Source organism: Streptomyces sp. NPDC101237, from assembly GCF_044767465.1.
Lineage (GTDB): Bacteria > Actinomycetota > Actinomycetes > Streptomycetales > Streptomycetaceae > Streptomyces > Streptomyces gramineus.
The window spans coordinates 80,545-98,180 of sequence record NZ_JBIWNY010000029.1 but is presented as its reverse complement, the minus strand read 5'-3'; the positions used below and the strand labels follow the sequence as shown (position 1 = coordinate 98,180).

General features: G+C 73.7%; 14 protein-coding genes. 7 read left to right on the top strand and 7 right to left on the bottom strand.

The window, feature by feature from the left end; translation table 11 throughout:
• Window positions 1–40 precede the first annotated feature (40 nt).
• Window positions 41–721, bottom strand: coding sequence for a hypothetical protein (locus ACIRQ9_RS33550; protein WP_404182156.1), 681 nt, complete (start codon window positions 719–721; stop codon window positions 41–43).
• A gap of 146 nt (window positions 722–867) precedes the next feature.
• Here ACIRQ9_RS33550 and ACIRQ9_RS33545 point away from each other — a divergent pair, with 146 nt between their 5' ends.
• Together ACIRQ9_RS33545 and ACIRQ9_RS33540 are read left to right on the top strand one after the other, a co-directional pair.
• Entirely contained in the window at window positions 868–1,155 is a 288-nt protein-coding gene (locus ACIRQ9_RS33545) for a hypothetical protein (RefSeq protein ID WP_404182153.1), read from the top strand.
• A gap of 31 nt (window positions 1,156–1,186) precedes the next feature.
• A complete protein-coding gene (locus tag ACIRQ9_RS33540) occupies window positions 1,187–1,807 on the top strand; it encodes a hypothetical protein (RefSeq protein ID WP_404182150.1) in 621 nt (206 codons plus the stop codon).
• 65 nt (window positions 1,808–1,872) lie between these two features.
• Here ACIRQ9_RS33540 and ACIRQ9_RS33535 read toward each other — a convergent pair whose 3' ends face one another.
• From ACIRQ9_RS33535 to ACIRQ9_RS33525, 3 genes are all read right to left on the bottom strand, one after another.
• Window positions 1,873–6,273, bottom strand: a complete 4,401-nt coding sequence (locus ACIRQ9_RS33535; protein ID WP_404182147.1) for an FtsK/SpoIIIE domain-containing protein — start codon at window positions 6,271–6,273, stop codon at window positions 1,873–1,875.
• A gap of 45 nt (window positions 6,274–6,318) precedes the next feature.
• A complete protein-coding gene (locus ACIRQ9_RS33530; RefSeq protein WP_404182145.1) occupies window positions 6,319–6,612 on the bottom strand; it encodes a WXG100 family type VII secretion target in 294 nt (97 codons plus the stop codon).
• A gap of 128 nt (window positions 6,613–6,740) precedes the next feature.
• Window positions 6,741–8,621, bottom strand: coding sequence for a hypothetical protein (locus ACIRQ9_RS33525; RefSeq protein ID WP_404182143.1), 1,881 nt, complete (start codon window positions 8,619–8,621; stop codon window positions 6,741–6,743).
• A gap of 160 nt (window positions 8,622–8,781) precedes the next feature.
• Here ACIRQ9_RS33525 and ACIRQ9_RS33520 point away from each other — a divergent pair, with 160 nt between their 5' ends.
• Together ACIRQ9_RS33520 and ACIRQ9_RS33515 are read left to right on the top strand one after the other, a co-directional pair.
• Window positions 8,782–10,218, top strand: a complete 1,437-nt coding sequence (locus tag ACIRQ9_RS33520; protein WP_404182140.1) for a hypothetical protein — start codon at window positions 8,782–8,784, stop codon at window positions 10,216–10,218.
• A 302-nt stretch (window positions 10,219–10,520) separates the two neighbouring features.
• Entirely contained in the window at window positions 10,521–11,096 is a 576-nt protein-coding gene (locus ACIRQ9_RS33515) for a TetR/AcrR family transcriptional regulator (RefSeq protein WP_404182137.1), read from the top strand.
• 47 nt (window positions 11,097–11,143) lie between these two features.
• Here ACIRQ9_RS33515 and ACIRQ9_RS33510 read toward each other — a convergent pair whose 3' ends face one another.
• Both ACIRQ9_RS33510 and ACIRQ9_RS33505 read right to left on the bottom strand, forming a co-directional pair.
• Window positions 11,144–11,545: an alpha/beta hydrolase gene (locus ACIRQ9_RS33510; RefSeq protein ID WP_404182219.1), complete on the bottom strand. Its 402-nt coding sequence runs from the start codon at window positions 11,543–11,545 to the stop codon at window positions 11,144–11,146.
• 69 nt (window positions 11,546–11,614) lie between these two features.
• On the bottom strand, window positions 11,615–12,577 hold the full coding sequence (locus tag ACIRQ9_RS33505; RefSeq protein ID WP_404182134.1) for a hypothetical protein: 963 nt from the start codon (window positions 12,575–12,577) through the stop codon (window positions 11,615–11,617).
• Window positions 12,578–13,042: 465 nt separating this feature from the next.
• Here ACIRQ9_RS33505 and ACIRQ9_RS33500 point away from each other — a divergent pair, with 465 nt between their 5' ends.
• Both ACIRQ9_RS33500 and ACIRQ9_RS33495 read left to right on the top strand, forming a co-directional pair.
• The gene (locus ACIRQ9_RS33500) at window positions 13,043–14,644 is read left to right on the top strand and encodes an ABC transporter substrate-binding protein (protein ID WP_404182131.1); all 1,602 of its coding nucleotides are present in this window, start codon (window positions 13,043–13,045) and stop codon (window positions 14,642–14,644) included.
• 301 nt (window positions 14,645–14,945) lie between these two features.
• Window positions 14,946–15,233, top strand: coding sequence for a hypothetical protein (locus tag ACIRQ9_RS33495; protein WP_404182128.1), 288 nt, complete (start codon window positions 14,946–14,948; stop codon window positions 15,231–15,233).
• A gap of 38 nt (window positions 15,234–15,271) precedes the next feature.
• On the opposite strand, the gene ACIRQ9_RS33490 is transcribed toward ACIRQ9_RS33495, so the two are convergent.
• Entirely contained in the window at window positions 15,272–15,931 is a 660-nt protein-coding gene (locus ACIRQ9_RS33490; RefSeq protein WP_404182125.1) for an NADPH-dependent FMN reductase, read from the bottom strand.
• Between the two features lie 947 nt (window positions 15,932–16,878).
• On the opposite strand from ACIRQ9_RS33490, the gene ACIRQ9_RS33485 reads away from it, so the two are divergent.
• Complete coding sequence (locus tag ACIRQ9_RS33485; protein ID WP_404182122.1) at window positions 16,879–17,616, top strand: hypothetical protein; 738 nt, start codon at window positions 16,879–16,881, stop codon at window positions 17,614–17,616.
• The last annotated feature ends 20 nt before the right edge of the window (window positions 17,617–17,636 follow it).

Below are 17,636 nucleotides of genomic sequence, written 5' to 3'. Positions count from 1 at the left end.
GCGCGGCGGCCCGAATTCCCGGCGGTCCGCGCCGCCCGGGTCAGTTCACCGCCTTCTGGCCCGCGGGGCCGACCGCGAACCATTTGCCGTCCACGCCCTGCCCGTCGAGGTCACCGGCCCTCGTGTCGCCGGAGAAGCGGTAGACGGGCCAGCCGCCGACCGTGACCTGCACCTGGCCGTCCTGCCTGCGGATGGCGCCGACCTCCTTCGGGTTCACCCCCGCCAGGTAGACGTTGCCGCCCTCCTGGATGGTCACCGGCGGCCACTTCACGGCGCAGGCGTCGTCGCAGTGCGACGCGGACGGGGAGGCCGTGTCGGCGTCGAACCGGTAGAGCGCCGCCTGGTTGATGTTGATCAGGTGCGGGGCCGACAGCTGCGGGGAGGTCACCGCCGCCAGCTGCACCCACTTCGGGGGCGCCTCCTGCACGGCGGCGCCGACCACCGTGCCGCCGGTGCCGTCGAGGCCCGCGTCCCGTGCCGTGGAGTCCACCACCTGCAGGGCCGAGTTGCCGGCGCCCTGGGCGGGGGCGCCCGTCGTGGCGGGCGCCGACGAGCTGGCCGGGGCGGGGGCCGGGGTGGACGGGGTGTTGCTGTCGCCTATCTGGATCGTCTTGCCACAGGCGGTCAGGCTCGCCACGCCGCACACCGCGAGGGCGGTGGCGACGATGGCGCGGCGCTTGGCGGCCCCGGGGGACAGCAGGCCGCTGAGAAACGAGTTCATGCGAGACACACGAGACGGGGGCCGTCCGGGGTTCAACACGATGCCCGGATCTCTCGCCGCTCCGCGTCCGGGTGAACGATTCCGGCCCCTGGCCTCGTGTTCCTGCCGGAGAACCGATCGTCGTCGCGCAGGAACAGGAGCCGCCAATGGCGTCCGACGTCCACATCCCCGTCAGCGAGCTCGAAGAGGCCAGGAAGATGCTGGACACCGTCCACGGCGAGATCGACATCGGGCACAGCCTGTTCGACTTCGACAGGGCCTTCGGTCCCGAACTGTCCCGCGGCGCGGCCCAGAACTTCGAGGACCGCTGGGAGGACGGGAAGCACCAGCTCCAGAAGCAGGTGGAGGGCATCCAGTCCGCCATCGGCGACATCCTCGACTCCATGGCCAGGACGGACCAGGACGCGGTGGCACATCTCGGCGGCGGCAAGTGACCGCCCCGGCCGGCACGGTGAAGGGTGAACGATGAGCACGGCGAGCACGGCACGGCGATTCCTGCTGGACGTCCCCGACGGCTGGGACCAGATCGACCTCAGCGGCGAGGAGACGGCGCGCCTGCGTGCCGAGGCGCTCGCCTCGACCGACGATCCACGCCGGAAGGCCGAGATCAACGACATGTTCCGGCAGGGCCGTGAGGTGACCCGCGCGGCGCGCCGGCACGGGGCGCTGCTGGCCGCGGGCACCGCGACCATGTACCCGGACGGGCTGTTCATGGCGTACGGCATGGTCTTCGCGGTCACCACGCCCGAGGGCCAGGAGATGACACTGCCCGTGCTGTCGGCACAGCTGGGCGTCTCCTCCGCCTCCGGCACGGCGCCCACGGACCGGGTGATCGCCCCGGCGGAGGTGCCCCACGTCGGCCGGGTGGCCCGGGTGACCGGCACCGAGGTGACGCGGGTGACCGCGGACGTCTCCGTCGAGCTGCTGACGATGCACACGATGATGCCGGTGCCCGGCACCACCGAGGACTTCCTGGTGGTCACCCTCGCCAGCCCCAACCTGCCGCTGAAGAACGAGGTGTACGACCTCTTCGACGCCGTCACCAGCACGTTCCGGTTCCTCACCGAGGACGGCGTCCAGGTCTGACGGCTCCACCGTCCCCGGCGGGGCGGCCCTCGCCGTGACGGCCGCCCCACGGGTCTCCTCCGGCGCTACTCGTCCGCGCCCGGGTACGGCACCTGCACGGTCCGCAGCACACCGTCGCCCAGGTGCAGCAGACCGCGCCCCGGCTGCGGGGCCTGGCCCACCACACCGCGGGTCAGCTTCACGCCGATGACCTCGCCGTCGCTCAGCCCCTGCGGGGAGAGCAGCATGCCGGTGCGGTTGCGCTTGACCTGGCCCATCCACCCGGCCAGCGACAGCGACAGCGACTCGGCGTTGCCGGCCGCGAGCACCCCCCAGCCGGTGCCGGCGCCGCCGCGGGCGAGCACCGCGAGATCGGAGTCGATCTCCGCGCCCATGAAGAGTTCGGCGTCGTCGACGACGATCACCCCGTACTCCTGGGAGACGTTGTTGAGCGCCTGCCGGAACTCACCCACCGGCACCTCGGCGACGGTGATCACGGTGACCACGCCCGGCCGTCCGCCGAGCCCGCGCAGCGGTGAGCGCCGGGGCGCCAGCACGATCAGGCCGGTGCCGGCCGCGAGCAGCGACTCCGCCGCGGTGAGCAGGGCGGAGCTGCGCCCGGTGCGCGGCGGCCCGGCGATCACGAAGGTGGGCACGTCCGTGAGGTCGGGGCCGAGCGAGGTGAGGGTGTCCCCGCCGACGGCCACCAGCGGCCGCATCGGTCCCGCGGCCGTGCGCAGGGCGAGCGCGTCGGCGTAGGTGATCCGGTCGGGCAGCACGTCCAGCCTGACCGGGCGGCGGTCGGCGGGGACGTCGGCCTCGCGTTCGGTGAGCTGCCTGGCCAGGGCGGACAGCACCTCGGCCTGCGCGGTGCCGGCCAGGTCCTCGCCGAGCACGGCGATCTGCGCCTCGCTGAGGTCCTGGGGGCGGATGCCGCGGCCGGGCTCGGGGTCGGCCGGCGCGGACTTGGTCGGGATGCCCACGCTGGAGTAGTCCTGGCGGTCGTTGAGCCTGAGGACGATCTTGTCCTCGGTGGTGCCGGAGAAGCGGCTGCCGCCGAGCACCCGGTCACCGGCGAGGACGACATGGATGCCGACGCCCGCGCCGTCGCGCAGCAGGCGCAGCATCCGCTCCAGGTAGCTGCCGTTGTCGTACGCGGAGAACTCGCGCTCGAAGACCTCGAACCGGTCGACCAGCAGCACGATGTGCGCGAGCCGCGCGCCCGGCGGCCGGCCGCGCCGCAGTTCGGTGAGGTCGGCGGTGCCGCGCGAGCCCAGGATGCCCTGACGCGCGGTGAGTTCGGCGCCGAGCCGGTCCAGCAGCCGGCCCAGCCGCTCGGTCTGGGTGCGGTCCACGACGGCACCGCAGTGCGGGAGTTCGGCGAGCACGTTGAGCGCGCCGTTGCCGCAGTCGATGCCGTACAGGTGGACGTCGTCGGCGCCGTGCGCCTGCCCGAGCGCGGCGGCCAGGGTGCGCAGCGTCTGCGAACGGCCGCTGCGCGGCGAGCCGATGACGTGCAGATGACCCGCCCCGTCGAGGTCGAACGTCAGCGGCGCGCGGCTCTGCCGGGCGGGCAGGTCGACCATGCCGTACGCGACGGCGGGCAGCGCTGCCTCGCGTACGGCGGCGGGCTCGGGCGCGGGCGCCGGGGTCCACGGCAGCAGCGCGGGCAGCGGCGGCAGCCACGGGCTGGGCTGGCGCGGCACACCGCTGAGCGCGGCGGCCTCGGCGACGGCGCCGACGAGCACGGCGAGGTCGGTGACGGCCTCGGTCCGCGCCGCCGGGGCGCCACCGCGCCCGCGCGGGGCCGGCAACGGTCCGCCGAGGTCGTTCCAGGCCACCGGGGTCGCGTCCACGGCGACCTCGGTGCCCTGGGCGGGCAGACCGCCGGGACGGCGGCCGCCGACGCGTCCGGACTGGAACGGCAGCAGCGCCGACGGACCGAGCCGGGCGTAGGCGCGGCCCGGGTTGGCCGGGGAGATGTCGCCGGAGTCGGGGGCGTCGATGATGTCCCGGCTCTCGCCGGTGTCGGTGGTGCGCAGCGCGATCCGCAGGTTGGTGTTGGCCCGGATGTCCGGGGTGACCGCGCCGCCCGGCCGCTGGGTGGCGAGCACCAGGTGGATGCCGAGGGACCGGCCGCGCTGCGCGATGTTCACCAGGCCCGAGATGAAGTCGGGCAGTTCGCGGACCATGGACGCGAACTCGTCGATGACCAGCAGCAGTCGCGGCAGCGGCGGCAGCACGTCGCCGCCGCGCGAGCGCCTGTCGAGGTAGTCCTCGATGTCCTTGGCCCCGGCCTGCGCCAACTGCGTCTCGCGTCGGCGCAGTTCGGCACCGAGCGAGACCAGGGCCCGCTCCACCAGCCGGGTGTCGAGGTCGGTGACCAGGCCGACGGTGTGCGGCAGGTCGGCGGCCTCGGCGAAGGCGCTGCCGCCCTTGTAGTCGACGAGGACGAACGTCATCTCGTCGGGCCGGTTGACCACGGCGAGGGTGGCGACGAGGGTCTGGAGCAGTTCGGACTTGCCGGAGCCGGTGGTGCCGGCGATCAGCGCGTGCGGTCCGTCGCGCACCAGGTCGACGGCGAACTCACCGTCGTAGCCGACGCCGAGGACCGCTCGCGTGGAGCGGCCGCCCAGCGACCAGCCCGCCACCAGCGCCTGCGCGCTGGGCGGTTCGAGGTCCAGCAGGTCGAGCAGCCGCACGGAGCCGGGCAGCGCGCTCTCGTCGCTGTCGCCCACTCCGCGCAGCGGGGCCAGGGCCCGCGCGAAGTCCTCGTACCAGGCGGGTTCGGGGGAATCGCCGCGCACGTTCTCCAGCGCGGCCGCGGAACCGGTGCGGACCTTGACGGTGCCGGTGGCCGCGTCGGCGACGACGACGGCGCCGCACTCCTCAGGGAGCAGCCGCTCCTCCCGGTCGATGCAGATGGTGTGCACGCCCACCGCAGGGCCGTCGCGCAGCAGGGCGATGACACCGGGCAGCGAACGGGCCCGGCGCGCCTCCTCCAGGACGACGAGGATGTCGGGGTGGCCGTTGGCGCCGCCGCGCGTGATGTCGGGTCCGGCCGCGCCGCGCGCGGCGACGATCTGGCCCAGTTCGCCGATCCGCCGGGCCAGCGACTCCGCGGTGCTGCCGATCAGGGCGTACGCGTCCTCGCCCTGCGCCTGGCTGTGCGGCAGCCAGCGCGTCCACGACCAGTCGCGTTCGCCGGACGGCCCGGCGAGGACGACCACGCGCAGGTCGGTCGGGCTGTGCAGGGCGGCGGCCTGGGCGGTCAGCCAGCCGGCCAGCCTGGTCGCGCCCGGTCCGGCGACGCCCGCGACGCCCACCCGGCGCAGCGGCAGGGCGACCGGCACCTGGTGGAGCCACGGCACGGTGGTGCGCCGGTGCTCCTCCTGCTCCGGGTCGTCGACGCTGACCGACGACGGCAGATCGGTGGTGCCGGCGCGCACGGTCAGGAAGTCGGGGTCCTGCCAGCGGCGTTCCCACAGCCGCTCCGACGGCTGGACCGCCATCTGGAGCAGCGCGGCCGGATCGGGCAGGGAGAGACGGAGGTTGTGCTGCTCGTCCAGGACGGCGGCGTCGATGTCCGCGCGCACCCCGGCCGCGGCACGGTCGTACTCCTCCTTTTTCTCCAGGTACTTGAGCATCGCCTGCTTGCGTCCGCCGAACTGGGTGACCAGGGCGGCGATCGGCGAGAGCAGGGCGATGAAGACGAACGACCACCGGTGGGTGACGAAGATGGCGATGGCCGCGCTGCCCGCCGGCAGCAGCAGGATCGGCAGCAGCGGGATCGGCCGCTTGTCGGGCCTGACCGGTGGGGTGGGCAGCCGGAACTTCCCGCCGGCCGCGGGCGGCAGGAAGCGCGGCGGCCGGTTGAACTCCAGGCCCAGCCCGTCCTCCGCCGGGACCAGCGGGGCCTGCGCCGCCCGCCGGGAGGTGAGCTCCAGCAGGAGGGTGCCGACGGCGAGCTGGCTGCCCTCGCGCCAGGGGGAGGGCCGGTGCGAGGGCTTGCCGTCGAGCAGGGCCGCCTCGGTCTCCAGCAGCTCGGCCCGGCCGTCGACGTGGACCCGGATCCGGGCCGCGAGCGCGGGCGCGCCCTCGGCCAGACGGATCCGGCAGCCGGGGGCGGTGCCGATGCCGTAGTCGCCGGGGACCAGGCGGTAGGTGGTGCCCGCGCCCGGTCCGGAGACGATCCGGACCTCGGTACGGCCCTCGGGCTCGGGCTCCCCGGGGAGGGGAGCGCCGAGGCCCAGGTCCATGCCGTCCCGGACGCCCGCCGCCTGAAGGGTGCTGCCGGGGTCGACGAGCGTCGGGCCGATGTACAGGGCCGGCTCCGGGGCCGCGGCGCCGTCGGTCCCCGCGTACCCGACGGCACGTGCCAGTCCGGACGCGAACCTGCCCGCGGTCGCGGCGGGTTCGGTCCGTACGGAGACGGTGGTGGACACCCCCTCGGCCCGCGGGTCACGAACACTGACGGTCAGTCGCACTGCTCATCGTCCTTTTCGAGTAGCGGTGGGTGCGGGGCCGGGGGGTCAGGAGAGGGCGGAACCGAGCTGGTTGTCGGTCTGGTCGAAGGCCTCGCCGACGGTCCTCACGTACTGGCCGATGCCCTGGAGGCCCTGGTTGACCTGCTCGAAGCCCTTCGCGAACTCGTCGAAGAACGGGGAGAACTTCTGCTGGGCGGCCGGGGTGCTGTAGCCGTCGGCGAGCAGGTTGGTGATCTTGCCGCGGACCTCGTTGAGCTTGTCCTGGAGCTGGGCGAAGTCGTTGAGCAGGGCCTGCGAGGTGGACGAGGTGGTGTCGGAGTTGACGCTGTAGTTGGGCACGTGGAGTTCTCCTTGCTGGTGATCGGTACGGTCCATCCGTTGGGGATGGAGAACTGGTGGGGTACGGGGCCGCCTTGACCGCCCCGGCTGCCTCGGCCGCTTCAGCTGCAGTGGCCGCCGCCCCCGCTTCAGCTGCCTTGGCCGCCGCCGGCGGGCGGGCCGTCCGCGGGGGCGGCCGACGCCGGACCGGCGGGACCCACGTCCGCCGGGGCGGTCACGGGGGCGGGGGCCGGTGCGGGTGTCGGCGCGGGCGCGGGGGCAGGTGTCGGCGCGGGGGCAGGCGCCGGAGCTGCGGCAGGCGCCGGGGCCGCGGGCGGTGCGGGCGCGGGGGCCGGGGCCACGGCCGGCACGGGGGCCGGGGATGCCGGTGCGGGCGTGGGAGTCGCGGGCCGGGGGTCCGGTGCGGGCACCGGGGTTGAGGGTCGGGGGTCCGGTGCGGGCACGGGAGTCGCGGGCCGGGCGTCCGGTGCGGGCACGGGGGTGGTGGGCCGGGGGTCCGGCGGGGAGGGCGGGGTCGCGGGGTGCGGGCTCGCCGGGGGTGTGGGCGGGGCGGCGGGGTGCGGTGCGGGGGGCGTGACGTCCGGGCGGGGGCTCCCCTTGAACGGGATCTTGTCGGTGAGCCCGTCGACGGAGCGGCCGAAGCCCGCCTTGCCGATCGCCCCGACGCCTATCTTGGCTGCCGAGTTGGCGATCTCGCCCGCGGCGACCTCGTTGGGATCGCCGCCCTGGGCGACCCCGACACCGATCTTCGTACCGAGCGTGGCGCCCTCCTCGAGGGTGGCGCCCACCTGGTCGGAGACCTTCTTGCCGAGGGAGTCGCCGAGCGCCGGTTCCGTGGTGTCGCCGAACCGGCCGGGCTGTCCCTCCCCCACCGGGGTGTTGCCGCGCGCCTTGCCGATCCCGCCCACCACGCCCTTGAAGGCCGTCTTGCCCACCGCTCCGGCCGCCGCCCCCGCGAGGATGCCGGCGGCCGTGAGCGGGTCGTGGTTGGCGGCCTTGGACGCCGCCTCGATACCGGAGTTGACCGCGAAGTCCTTGGTGATGTCGCCGGCTGCCTTGCCCACGGGTCCGCGGATGAAGCCCCCGATCACCTTGGTGTTGGCGAGGGACTCACCGATCCTGCCGATGCTGCCCGTCGCCTGCTTGAGCAGCGGGAGGTTCTTCACCGCGGCCACGAGCGCGGGCGCGGCGGCCTCCAGCGCGCGACCGCCGAGCTTGAGCAGCGAGCCTCCGGGGATGATGCCGAGCAGGCCGGTCACGAAGTCCCCGGCCTTGATCCCGCCCGTCTGACTCGCCACGACTTGGTTGAAGATGAACAACGCGCCGCCGAGCAGCACGCCGACCAGCGGGAAGAACACCGAGACGACCGCCACGAGCAGCGCCAGGATGATCTGCACGAACGGGAATTCCTTGAAGAAGTCGGCGATCTTCTGGAAGACGTTCCGCTCCGGGATCGCCTCCGACGCCGCGCGGTCCAGCACCTCGGCGCACCGCCGCTGGGCACTCTCCCGCAGGCTCCTCGCCTGCTCCGCGAGGCTGCGGGCCGCGCCCATCTCCGCCTGGCCGGCGGCGATGGCGTCCTGCGCCGAACGCGCCCGGGTCCTCTCCTCGTCGGTGGGTTCGGCGCCGAGCTGGGGCGGGGTCCGGTTGGCCTGCGGTGCCGCGGTCCGTGCCTGGTCCACGGCCCGGTCGAACGAGCCCTGCGCCTCCTGGAGCCGGGGCGCGTACTCGCTGTAGGCCCGGGCCGCGTCGTGGTACGACGTCATCGTCTTCTTCAGCTTCTCCGGCAGATCGTCACCGATCTTCTCCGCGAGCTTGTCCATCGCCGATCCCCTGCCCTGGGACAGGCCGCCGTCCTTCCTCATGAGGTCGAAGGCCCGCTCCGCGGCGTCGCCGATCTCGCGGTAGCGCTGGGCGATCTGCTGGATGACGGACGGGTCGCCGGGGGTCGGGTCCGAGTCCATGCCGAGCAGCTGGAAGTCCTCGGGGCTCGAGTGCCGACGTGCCATGTGCGATCCCCCGGGTCCGGTTCCTGTGGCGTGCGATCGCGAGGTACACGGGGCGGGAGTCCTGGAGGGTTCAACAAATCTCGCGCCGCGTTCGAACGTTCCGGGCCGGCGGCACCGTGTAGTCGGTGCAACGCAACACCGGACGACATGGGTGGACACGATGAGCAACGGCGCGGGCCGACGGCCCGAGCACCGGCCGAGATCCGTCTCGGCACCCAGCATCCCGCGGGCTCTGCCGCACGCCCTGACCGCGCTGCTCGCGGCGTTCCTGGTGGCGCTCGTCGCGGTGGGCCCCGCCGTCGCGGCACCCCAGGACGACGACCTGGTCAAGGTGTTCGTGGTCCAGGACCCGGCACGGACCGGCGGTCAGCTCGCCACGCTCCCGTCGATCGCCGGGGCCGTCCTGGGCGACCCGGCACGGGCCGACGAGATCCTGCGGCTCAACCAGGGCCAGACGCAGAGGGACGGCGGCGCTCTCACCGGCCCCGGCGACCAGCTGCACCCCGGCTGGATCCTGCGGCTGCCGCAGGACGCGTCGGGGCCCGGCGTCCAGCTGGCGAGGGACACCTCGGGCCAGGGCGGTGGCACGTCGGCTCCGCCCGGCTCCGGGCAGCCGCCCGGGCCGGACACGGGCGGCGGGCAGTCGTCCTCCGTGCTCACCGTCCCGCTGGCCGCCGCGGTCGCGCTGCTCGGCGCGATCCTGCTGGCGCTCGTCACCGCGGGCATCGTGGGGCGCCGGAAGGTCCGCGCCGGGTGGTCGGCGGCCGGCCGCGCCCTGGGCAGGCTGGGCGAACCCGCCCGCCGGCGGCGCAGGCTGGCGCAGCGGCAGGCGACGGGCCGCTGGTTCGACGCGGACGCCGCATCGGTACGGCGTGCCTACGACGCTCTCAACGAGTTCGCGGCCACGGACCGGGCGCCGGAGCGGGAGGTGCACGCGCTCAGCGTCGACGCGAGGGAGGTGACGGTGTGGCTGTCGCCGTCCGACACCGCCGACGCACCCTGGACGAACGTCGACGGCACGCGCTGGCGCCGTCCGGCCGGTGCGCCGGGCCCGTACGCCTCGTCCGGCACCGCCGCGCCCACCGCGGCCTGTCTGGTGCGGGCCGGCACGGACGCCGGCGGACGGCCCGTGTTCGTCGACCTCAGCCGCCTGGACGGCGTCCTGAGCGTGACCGGCGAGAAGGCGGTGGCCCGTGACGTCGTACAGAACCTGCTGGCGGAGATCGCCCGCACCCGTCCCGGCACCCCGGTGACCGTGCTGCGCGGTGCGGCCGACGCCCCGCCGGTCCGCGTACCGCCGAGCCTGCGGCAGCTGCCGCAGGCCGGGCCGCCGGCCGCGGCCGCGCCGCCGGCACCCGCGCGGGGCACCGTGCGCGCCGCCGCCACGCGGCGGCCGGTCCAGGGCCTGGTCGTGGTGGCGGGCACACCGGACGGGCGGGAGGCCGCCGAGCTGGCGGCGCTGTGCGGTCCGGGCGGCGCCGGCTGGACCGGGCTCGTCTACGGCGGGACGCCGGAAGCCCACTGGCGCTGGCACGCCGACGGCGAGGGCCGCGTCGACATCCCGGTGCTGGACCTGAAGGTGACGGTCCCGGCCTGAGGCCCGCCCCCCGTGGGGAGCGGCGAACGGGGGACGGGCCTTCGCCGTCCGCCGGCCGCGGCGCCGCGCCACCTCTCCACGGGGGAGCGGAGAGGTGGCCGAAAACGCACCGGTCGGACGCCGGGAGACTCGCAGCGCGTGCTCCCCACCCGCAAGATCGCAGGGCGGACAGTGCCCTCACGGCCCTCGGAGCTGACCGGTCAGGCAGCTCCGGGCCCCTCTCCACCAGCGCGGAGACCGTCGTGACGAGATCACCGGCCATAATTGATTGACTACTCCACAAAGCGCGCTAGCCTGGCCCCATGGCACGCACCAGGGAGTTCGACATAGACCAGGCGGTAGATCGCGCCACGGATCTGTTCTGGCGCCGCGGCTACGCCGAGACCTCGCTCCAGGACCTGCTCCAGGAGATGTCGATCGGCAGCGGCAGCTTCTACGCGGCCTTCGGCTCGAAGGAACAGCTCTACCTCCGCTCCCTGGACCGCTACGCCTCCCTCCAGGCCGCCGACCTGGAGCAGATCATCGACGGCGCGGCGGAGATCCGGCCCGCCATCCGCCAGGTGCTCACCGCCATGATCGAGGCGGACCTCGCCGATCCCACGCGCGGCTGCCTGGTGGTGAACACCTCCACCCAGTGCGGCGAGCAGCAGGCGGCGTCGGACCGTGTGACCGCCGCCATGCGCCAGGTCGAGACGTTCCTGGCCGGCGGCCTGGAGCGGGCCCAGGCCCGGGGCGAGATCGCCGCGGACAAGAACCCGCGGGAGCTGGCCCGGTTCTTCACCACGTTCATCCAGGGGATCCGGGTCATCGGCCGCGCCCGGATGGGGCGCGAGTTCGCGGAGGACGCCCTGTCCGTCGCGATGCGCACCCTGGACTGATCTCCCCCGGAGGGTCCTGAGGCCCCGGTCCGCGTGGCCGGAGAGCGTCAGCGGGCGGTGGCGGCCCGCTCGACCACCCGGGTCACGGCGTGCGGGTCGGTGACGGCCATGTCGTGCGGTCCCGCGACCTCGACGGTGTGCGCGTGGGCGCGGGCGGCCATGGGCCGCTGGGCGGCGGGCGGGATGGCGTGGTCCTTGCCGGTGACCAGATACCAGGAGGGGATGGTCTTCCAGGCCGGGCCGGTCGAGGGCTCGCCCAGCGCCTGCGCGGTCACCGGCCGCTGGACCGGCGGGGGGAATGAATTCGAGCCGGGCCCGGCGCCGGGCGGTACCGGCAGCGGGCGGGAGGACCGGTCGTGCGCTGCGCTCGCCCTCCCGGCAGCGTGGCGCCCGCGCGCGAGAGCGGGCGCCGCACGGAAGCCGCGCGACGTCGGCCTTCGGCCGGTCAGCGGCCCAGGAAGTCGAGGAGACGCGCGGTCATCACCGTTGCAACAACCCGGGCGGTCCCGTGGCTCCCCTCACACCCCGCCCGCCCGCGGCCGCCAGCCGAGCAGCTCGCCGGCGCCGAGTTCCAGCAGCTCGCCGGTGGCCGGATGCCGATGCGTGGGATGGAACCCCGGGACGGCACCGATCCGGGCGCCCGCCACCGGATCCCAGACCTCGGCACCGGTCTCTCCGGCCGACACCAGCAGGCCGTCCACGGCGAACAGCCGCCCGGCGGGACCGTCGAACCGCCGCGCGATGCGGTGCCCGCCGTCCTCGTCCAGGAACTCGTACACGGTCACACCGTCCGCCGGCAGGTCCTCGGCGGCGCCGAGCCCGCCGACGGCCAGCCGGTTCTCGTCGAGCCAGGTCACCGGCCGGTTCCAGTGCGCCCGGCAGCCGTCGAGCTGCGCCCATCCGACCGCGGCCGGCCACGCGGACTCCAGCCCGGTCAGCCAGGCCCGCAGGTTCCAGGCGACCACCGTCCCGTACGGGTACCAGTGCCAGCCGTCCGACACGACGCGCCCGCCTCCGGGGCTGGGGTGCAGGCCGCCGTGGAACACCGACACCCAGGGCAGCTCCGGCCGGTCGGTCGGTATCGCGGTCAGGGTCCTGCCCGTCGCCGCGTCCCCGGCCGTGATCCGGTTCCACTCGGTGCGGTGCAGCACCACGTGCCGCCCCGCGTGGACGGTGAACGCCAGGGAGAAGGGGACGGTGCCGCTGTGGAAGCCGTCGTTGCGCAGCGCGAGCGTCACCGCTCCGGTGTCCAGGTCCAGGACCTCGCCGTGCCGCCCGTGGTCGACGACCACGGCCGCGAAGCGCCCGTCCGCCGAGGCGTGCAGGCGGCGGGTCCCGGCCCGGTCGCACCAGGACCCGCCGCCGTCCGACCGGCCGACGTCGCTGCGCCCGGCCTCGACGCTCGTCCGCCCCCGGCCGTCCCACAGGTGGAGGCGGCCGTCCTCGCCGAGCAGCAGGATGCCGCGCCCCGTCGCGGCCATGTCCTCCACCTGCCCCACCCCGTCGGGCAGAGGGCGGCGCTCAACGGCCGTGTCGGGCGGCGCCGTCCGCCGCGGGGCTCGCGGGTCTGAGGGAGAAGTGCCGTGACTGTGCGCGGGGTTCATCGGGACGGGACGCTCCTGGACGGGGTCGGGTGCTGTCGGCGCGGCCGGTCCGTCGCACCGGGCGCCGGCACCGCGCAGGACGAGATCAAAAGCGGTGGCGACCGGCTCGGCCGGACAACCGCGGTGAACTCGGCCCTTTGACGCCGTCGCCGTACCCGATCACGCAGCATCCCGGCGTCCGCCGTGGATTCGTGGACGCCGGTTGTCTTAGATTCCACCGACTGTCGAGGCGGAACGATCCGTTCGACGGGATCTCGGCCGCCGGCGACCGCAGTCCGGTGCGCCGCCTCGGCACCCCCGCGCGGGCGCCGCGGGCACGGAACGTCCCTTGGAGAACAACGCATGAACCGCAGGACTTTGGCGCTGTCGGCGGTGGCCGGCCTGCTCGCTCCGGTCGTCACCGCGTGCGGCGGACAGGACGGCGGAAGCGCCGGTGCCACCATCGTCGTCGGCACCACCGACAGGTTCACGGCCACCAAGGAGGCACCGGCCCCCCTCGACCCGGCCTACACCTACGACACCAACTCCTGGAACCTGCTGCGCCAGACGGTCCAGACGCTGATGATCGAGCCCAGGGGCGAGGGCTCACCCGTGCCCGAGGCCGCCGAGCGCTGCGGCTTCACCGACCACGGCGACGAGCGCTACGCCTGCACCCTGCGCAAGGACCTCCAGTTCTCGGACGGCGAGAAGATCACCTCGCGCGTCGTCAAGAGCTCCATCGAACGGTCCCTGCACATCGACGCCGACACCGGCGTGGCCGCGCTGCTCAACACGATCGAGACGATCGAGACCCCGAGCGACCGCGAGATCGTCTTCCACCTCAAGACGGCCGACGCCACCTTCCCGTTCAAGCTCACGACCCCCGTCGCGGGCATCGTCAGTTCCAAGCACTACGACCCGGACAAGCTGCGCGACGGCTTCGCGGTCGACGGCTCGGGCCCGTACACCTTCAAGGCGGCCGTGAAGGGCGACACCGTCACGGAGGTCACGTACACCAAGAACCCCTCGTACAAGGGCAGTCTGACGGTCAACAACGACCGGGTCATGGTGCGGGTCTACGACGACACGAACGCGATGGGCGCCGCGATCGACAAAGGGGACATCGATGTCATGATCCGGACGATGTCGCCGGCCCAGATCGACAAGCTCGACGCGGGCACCGACGCCAAGGTCGACCTCGTCGAGATGCCCGGCCTGGAGATCCGCTACCTGGGCTTCGACACCGACGCGCCCGTCATCAGGACCAAGGCCGTCCGGCAGGCCATGGCCCAGCTCGTCGACCGCGAGGCCCTGGTGTCCAAGGTGTACGGCACCCAGGCCGAGCCGCTGTACTCGCTGGTCCCGGCGACCCTGGCCGGGCACTCCAACTCGTTCTTCAACAAGTACGGCGACCCCGACGTGGCGCGGGCCAGGGACCTGCTGACGCGGGCGGGCGTCGCCACCCCGGTGAAGCTGACGCTGCACTACACCACCGACCACTACGGGTCCGCCACGAAGGAGGAGTTCGAGATCCTGCGCGAGCAACTCCACGCGAGCGGCCTCTTCGACGTGACCATCCAGGGCACCCCGTGGTCGGCCTTCAGCCCGGCCGAACGCAAGGGCGCCTACGGCGTGTACGGCATGGGCTGGTTCCCGGACTTCCCCGACGCGGACAACTTCGTCGCGCCCTTCCTCGACAAGGACAACTTCCTCAACTCGCCTTACTCCAACAAGGACATCCAGCGGACGCTGATCCCCGAGACCCGCCGTCAGCCCGACCGGATCCAGGCCGCGGGGACGCTGGCCCGCATCCAGGACACGGTCGCCGAGGACGTCCCGGTGCTGCCGCTGTGGCAGGGCAAGCAGTACGTGGCCGCCAGGGACGACGTCACGGGCGTCGCCTACGCCATCAACTCCTCGTCGGTTCTCCAGCTCTGGGAACTGGGACGGGGCCTGAGCGGCTGAGCCGCACGGACGGACGCACGCGGGGCCCGGGACGGCGACAGCGACAGTCCCGGGCCCCGCGGCCTTTCCGTGCCCGTCCGCGAGCCGGGCACGGTCACGGCCGCCACACGCGCGGACGCGTGCCGCACGAAGATGCCCGAAGGGGGGGGGTGTGCGGCGGGCGGGACTGCGCCGTCCGTGTCCGGCGGGAACAATCCGGTGGCCGCCGAGCGCTCCTGTGGGCATACGGCCCCGGTCGCACGACCGGGGAAGGCTACCGCCGGGGACGCCCCCGGATCGGCGACGAAGGAGCGTGGCACCGATGGCGACGGTCGAGGACGAGCCGCTTCGCGGGGTGGGGGAGAACCGGGCCGACGACGCCCATCTCGTCACCGGCTGCGGGCGCAGGATCGAGGTGCGGAGCCTGCGCCTGGGCCGGCCGGACCGGGCCGTCCAGCGCATCGCGCTGGCCATCGGGGAGGACCGCGGCGGCGTCCCCGGCACCTGGGCCGCGCTCAGCCCCGACGAGGCGCACGCGCTGGCCTCCCTGCTGCTCCGGCAGGCCGCCGTCGCCGGGTCCCCGGCCGACGCCACGCCGGTACGGCACTGAACCCGCCGCGGGCCCGGTCCGCCCGGGGCCCGCGGGCGTCACGTCTCGGCGCGCTGGGTGATGTCGGCCTCGGTGCGGTCGCCCAGGAACTCGTACCACCGGCGCTCCAGGCAGACGTAGCGCACATCGGCCTCGACGAGGCTGAGAAATCCGGACACCGTCTCGGCGAGGCGCTCCTGGAGCCCGGTGTCCGCCAGCCGCCCGTCCCCGGTGAAGGCCTGGTGGCCCGAGGCCAGGCTGAACATGTCGGGATAGACGCGGGTGCCCAGGTGCTCCAGGGGCACCCGCAGCGCCCACAGCCCGCGGTTCCCGCCCACCAGGGACGGCGACGCCGACACGAGCAGCGCGTGCTTGGTCTTGAACGGCTGCGGCCGGATGCGGGACACCCAGTCGATCGCGTTCTTCAGCAGGCCCGGCACGGAGGCGTTGTACTCCGGCGAGGCGATGACGAAGGCGTCGCTGCGGTCGAGCCGGTCGTGCAGTGCGAGCGCGCCCGGCGGCAGCCCCTCGGCCTCCTCCAGGTCCCCGTCGTACAGCGGCATGCCGAAGTCGCGCAGGGTCGCGAGGTCGACGTCGGCACCGCCACCGGCCATGAGATCCCCCACCAGGGTGGCGAGCCGCGCGTTGAGCGACCCGGTCCGCAGCGACGCGCCGAGTACCAGCACCCGCAGCGGACCGGGGGGCGAGTCGGTGGCCATGGTCGGTCCTTCCGTCACGGGCGTACGTGTCGGCGCGTCGCCCTGGGACGAGTGTCATCGGACACGGGCCCGCGTGCGACCCGCGAACGGTGACCGGGGCGGCCGCGGCATCCGGCCAAGGACAGTTCACGGCCGCCCCGTCGCACCTCCCGCACGCAGCGAAATGGGAAGCACCGGAAGTATGACGGCCCGGTCGGAGACACGACGACTCACGACTGTCCCGCCCTGCCTTCGGCCCTGACCTTCTGGGGGGTGGTTTCGGCAGGTCAGAAAGGTTGAGGCAACTGTCCTCGGCCGCCCACGCCTGCCGGGCACTCCTCACGATCCTGCCCTGTCGGGCAGCCGTTTTCCCCGTTGCCCAAGGGTCTGCCGGCCGGCGGGCGCCAGGGCAAGCAGTCATCCGATGGCAAATCACCCGTCCGTCGGCCCGCCTCGAACGGAACCGTATGCACCGGGGCCGGATCGGCCACGGAGGGTGAACTCCGGCCCGTCGGCACGGTCGCGTTCGACGTATTCGCTTCTCGAGGCATGCGGGTAGGCCCCCGGCGGGTCTTGAGGCGGAGTTCTTCGCACCGGTATCCGGCGACGTGGAACCTGAGCCCGGTCGAGAAACCGCACCCGTGCATTCCGCCGCCGAGCGGGAGCATCACTTCGCGGCACACTCCTCCTCGTCGCCCCCGCTCGCACCGCCCTCACCTGGCTCGTCATGCGCTGACACCGCTGGCGCACCCGTCACCGGATCCGAGCCCGCACCAGCCACTACCGCACCCGCGCTCACTCACCGTGAAACCACCGGCTGTTCAGGCTAGGCTCCCTGTGAACTTCGGCCTCGGCACACGCCGGGGCTTTTTGTGCGGGTGCTCCGAGTCGGGGCGCCGAGGGGTGGGCGAATGATTAATGCTTCTGCGGTCGGAAGACGGGTCGTTGCGGCGGCGGGTGTCGTGTCGGTGCTGGCGCTGACCGGCGCATGCGGTGCGGACAGCGGGGACGATGCTGAGGGACGTAAGCAGTCTGCGACCGCGGGCGCCGCCTCGTCTGCGAGCTCGGAGCCGCAGAGGGCGTCCGGATCGCCCGCCTCCGCGTCCGGGAAGGGCCTCAGCCAGAAGGGCCTCGACCGCCTGGCGCTGACCGCGCACGACGTCCCCGGCTATACCGTCGACACCGTCACGGGCAAGGGCAGCCCGGTGAACCACGACGACCTCACGACCTACCGCGCCGTCACACCCGCACCTTGCCGACCCGTCTTCGCGGCGGCACAGCTGGGCAGTCTGCACGACTTCACGGCCCAGGTCAGCCAGGATGTCGTGTCCGCCTCCGACGATCCCGGGCAGCATGCGAGTGTCGGCCTGACGTCCTACACCGTTGCCAACGCCCGCACGGTGATGACCGAACTGCGCGCCGCGCTTGCGAAGTGCGGCACGGCCGAGATGCGCCCGTCCGCTGCCCACCCGGGTGCTGGGCTGGGATATTCCGGTACCCAGTCCCGGTCCGTTTCCGGTTACGGCGACGAGACCCTCGCCTTCGACGCCACCCAGATCATCAACAGCGGGGGACCCAGTATCCCCATCACCGTCCTGGTCGTCCGCCAGGACTCCACCATCGCCACTTTCCTGTCCCTCAATCCCATCCAACCCCCGACCATCCCCGAGGACATCGTCGACGCGCAGCTGAAGAAGCTCGCCTGACCTCGTCGGGCGGGGGGGGG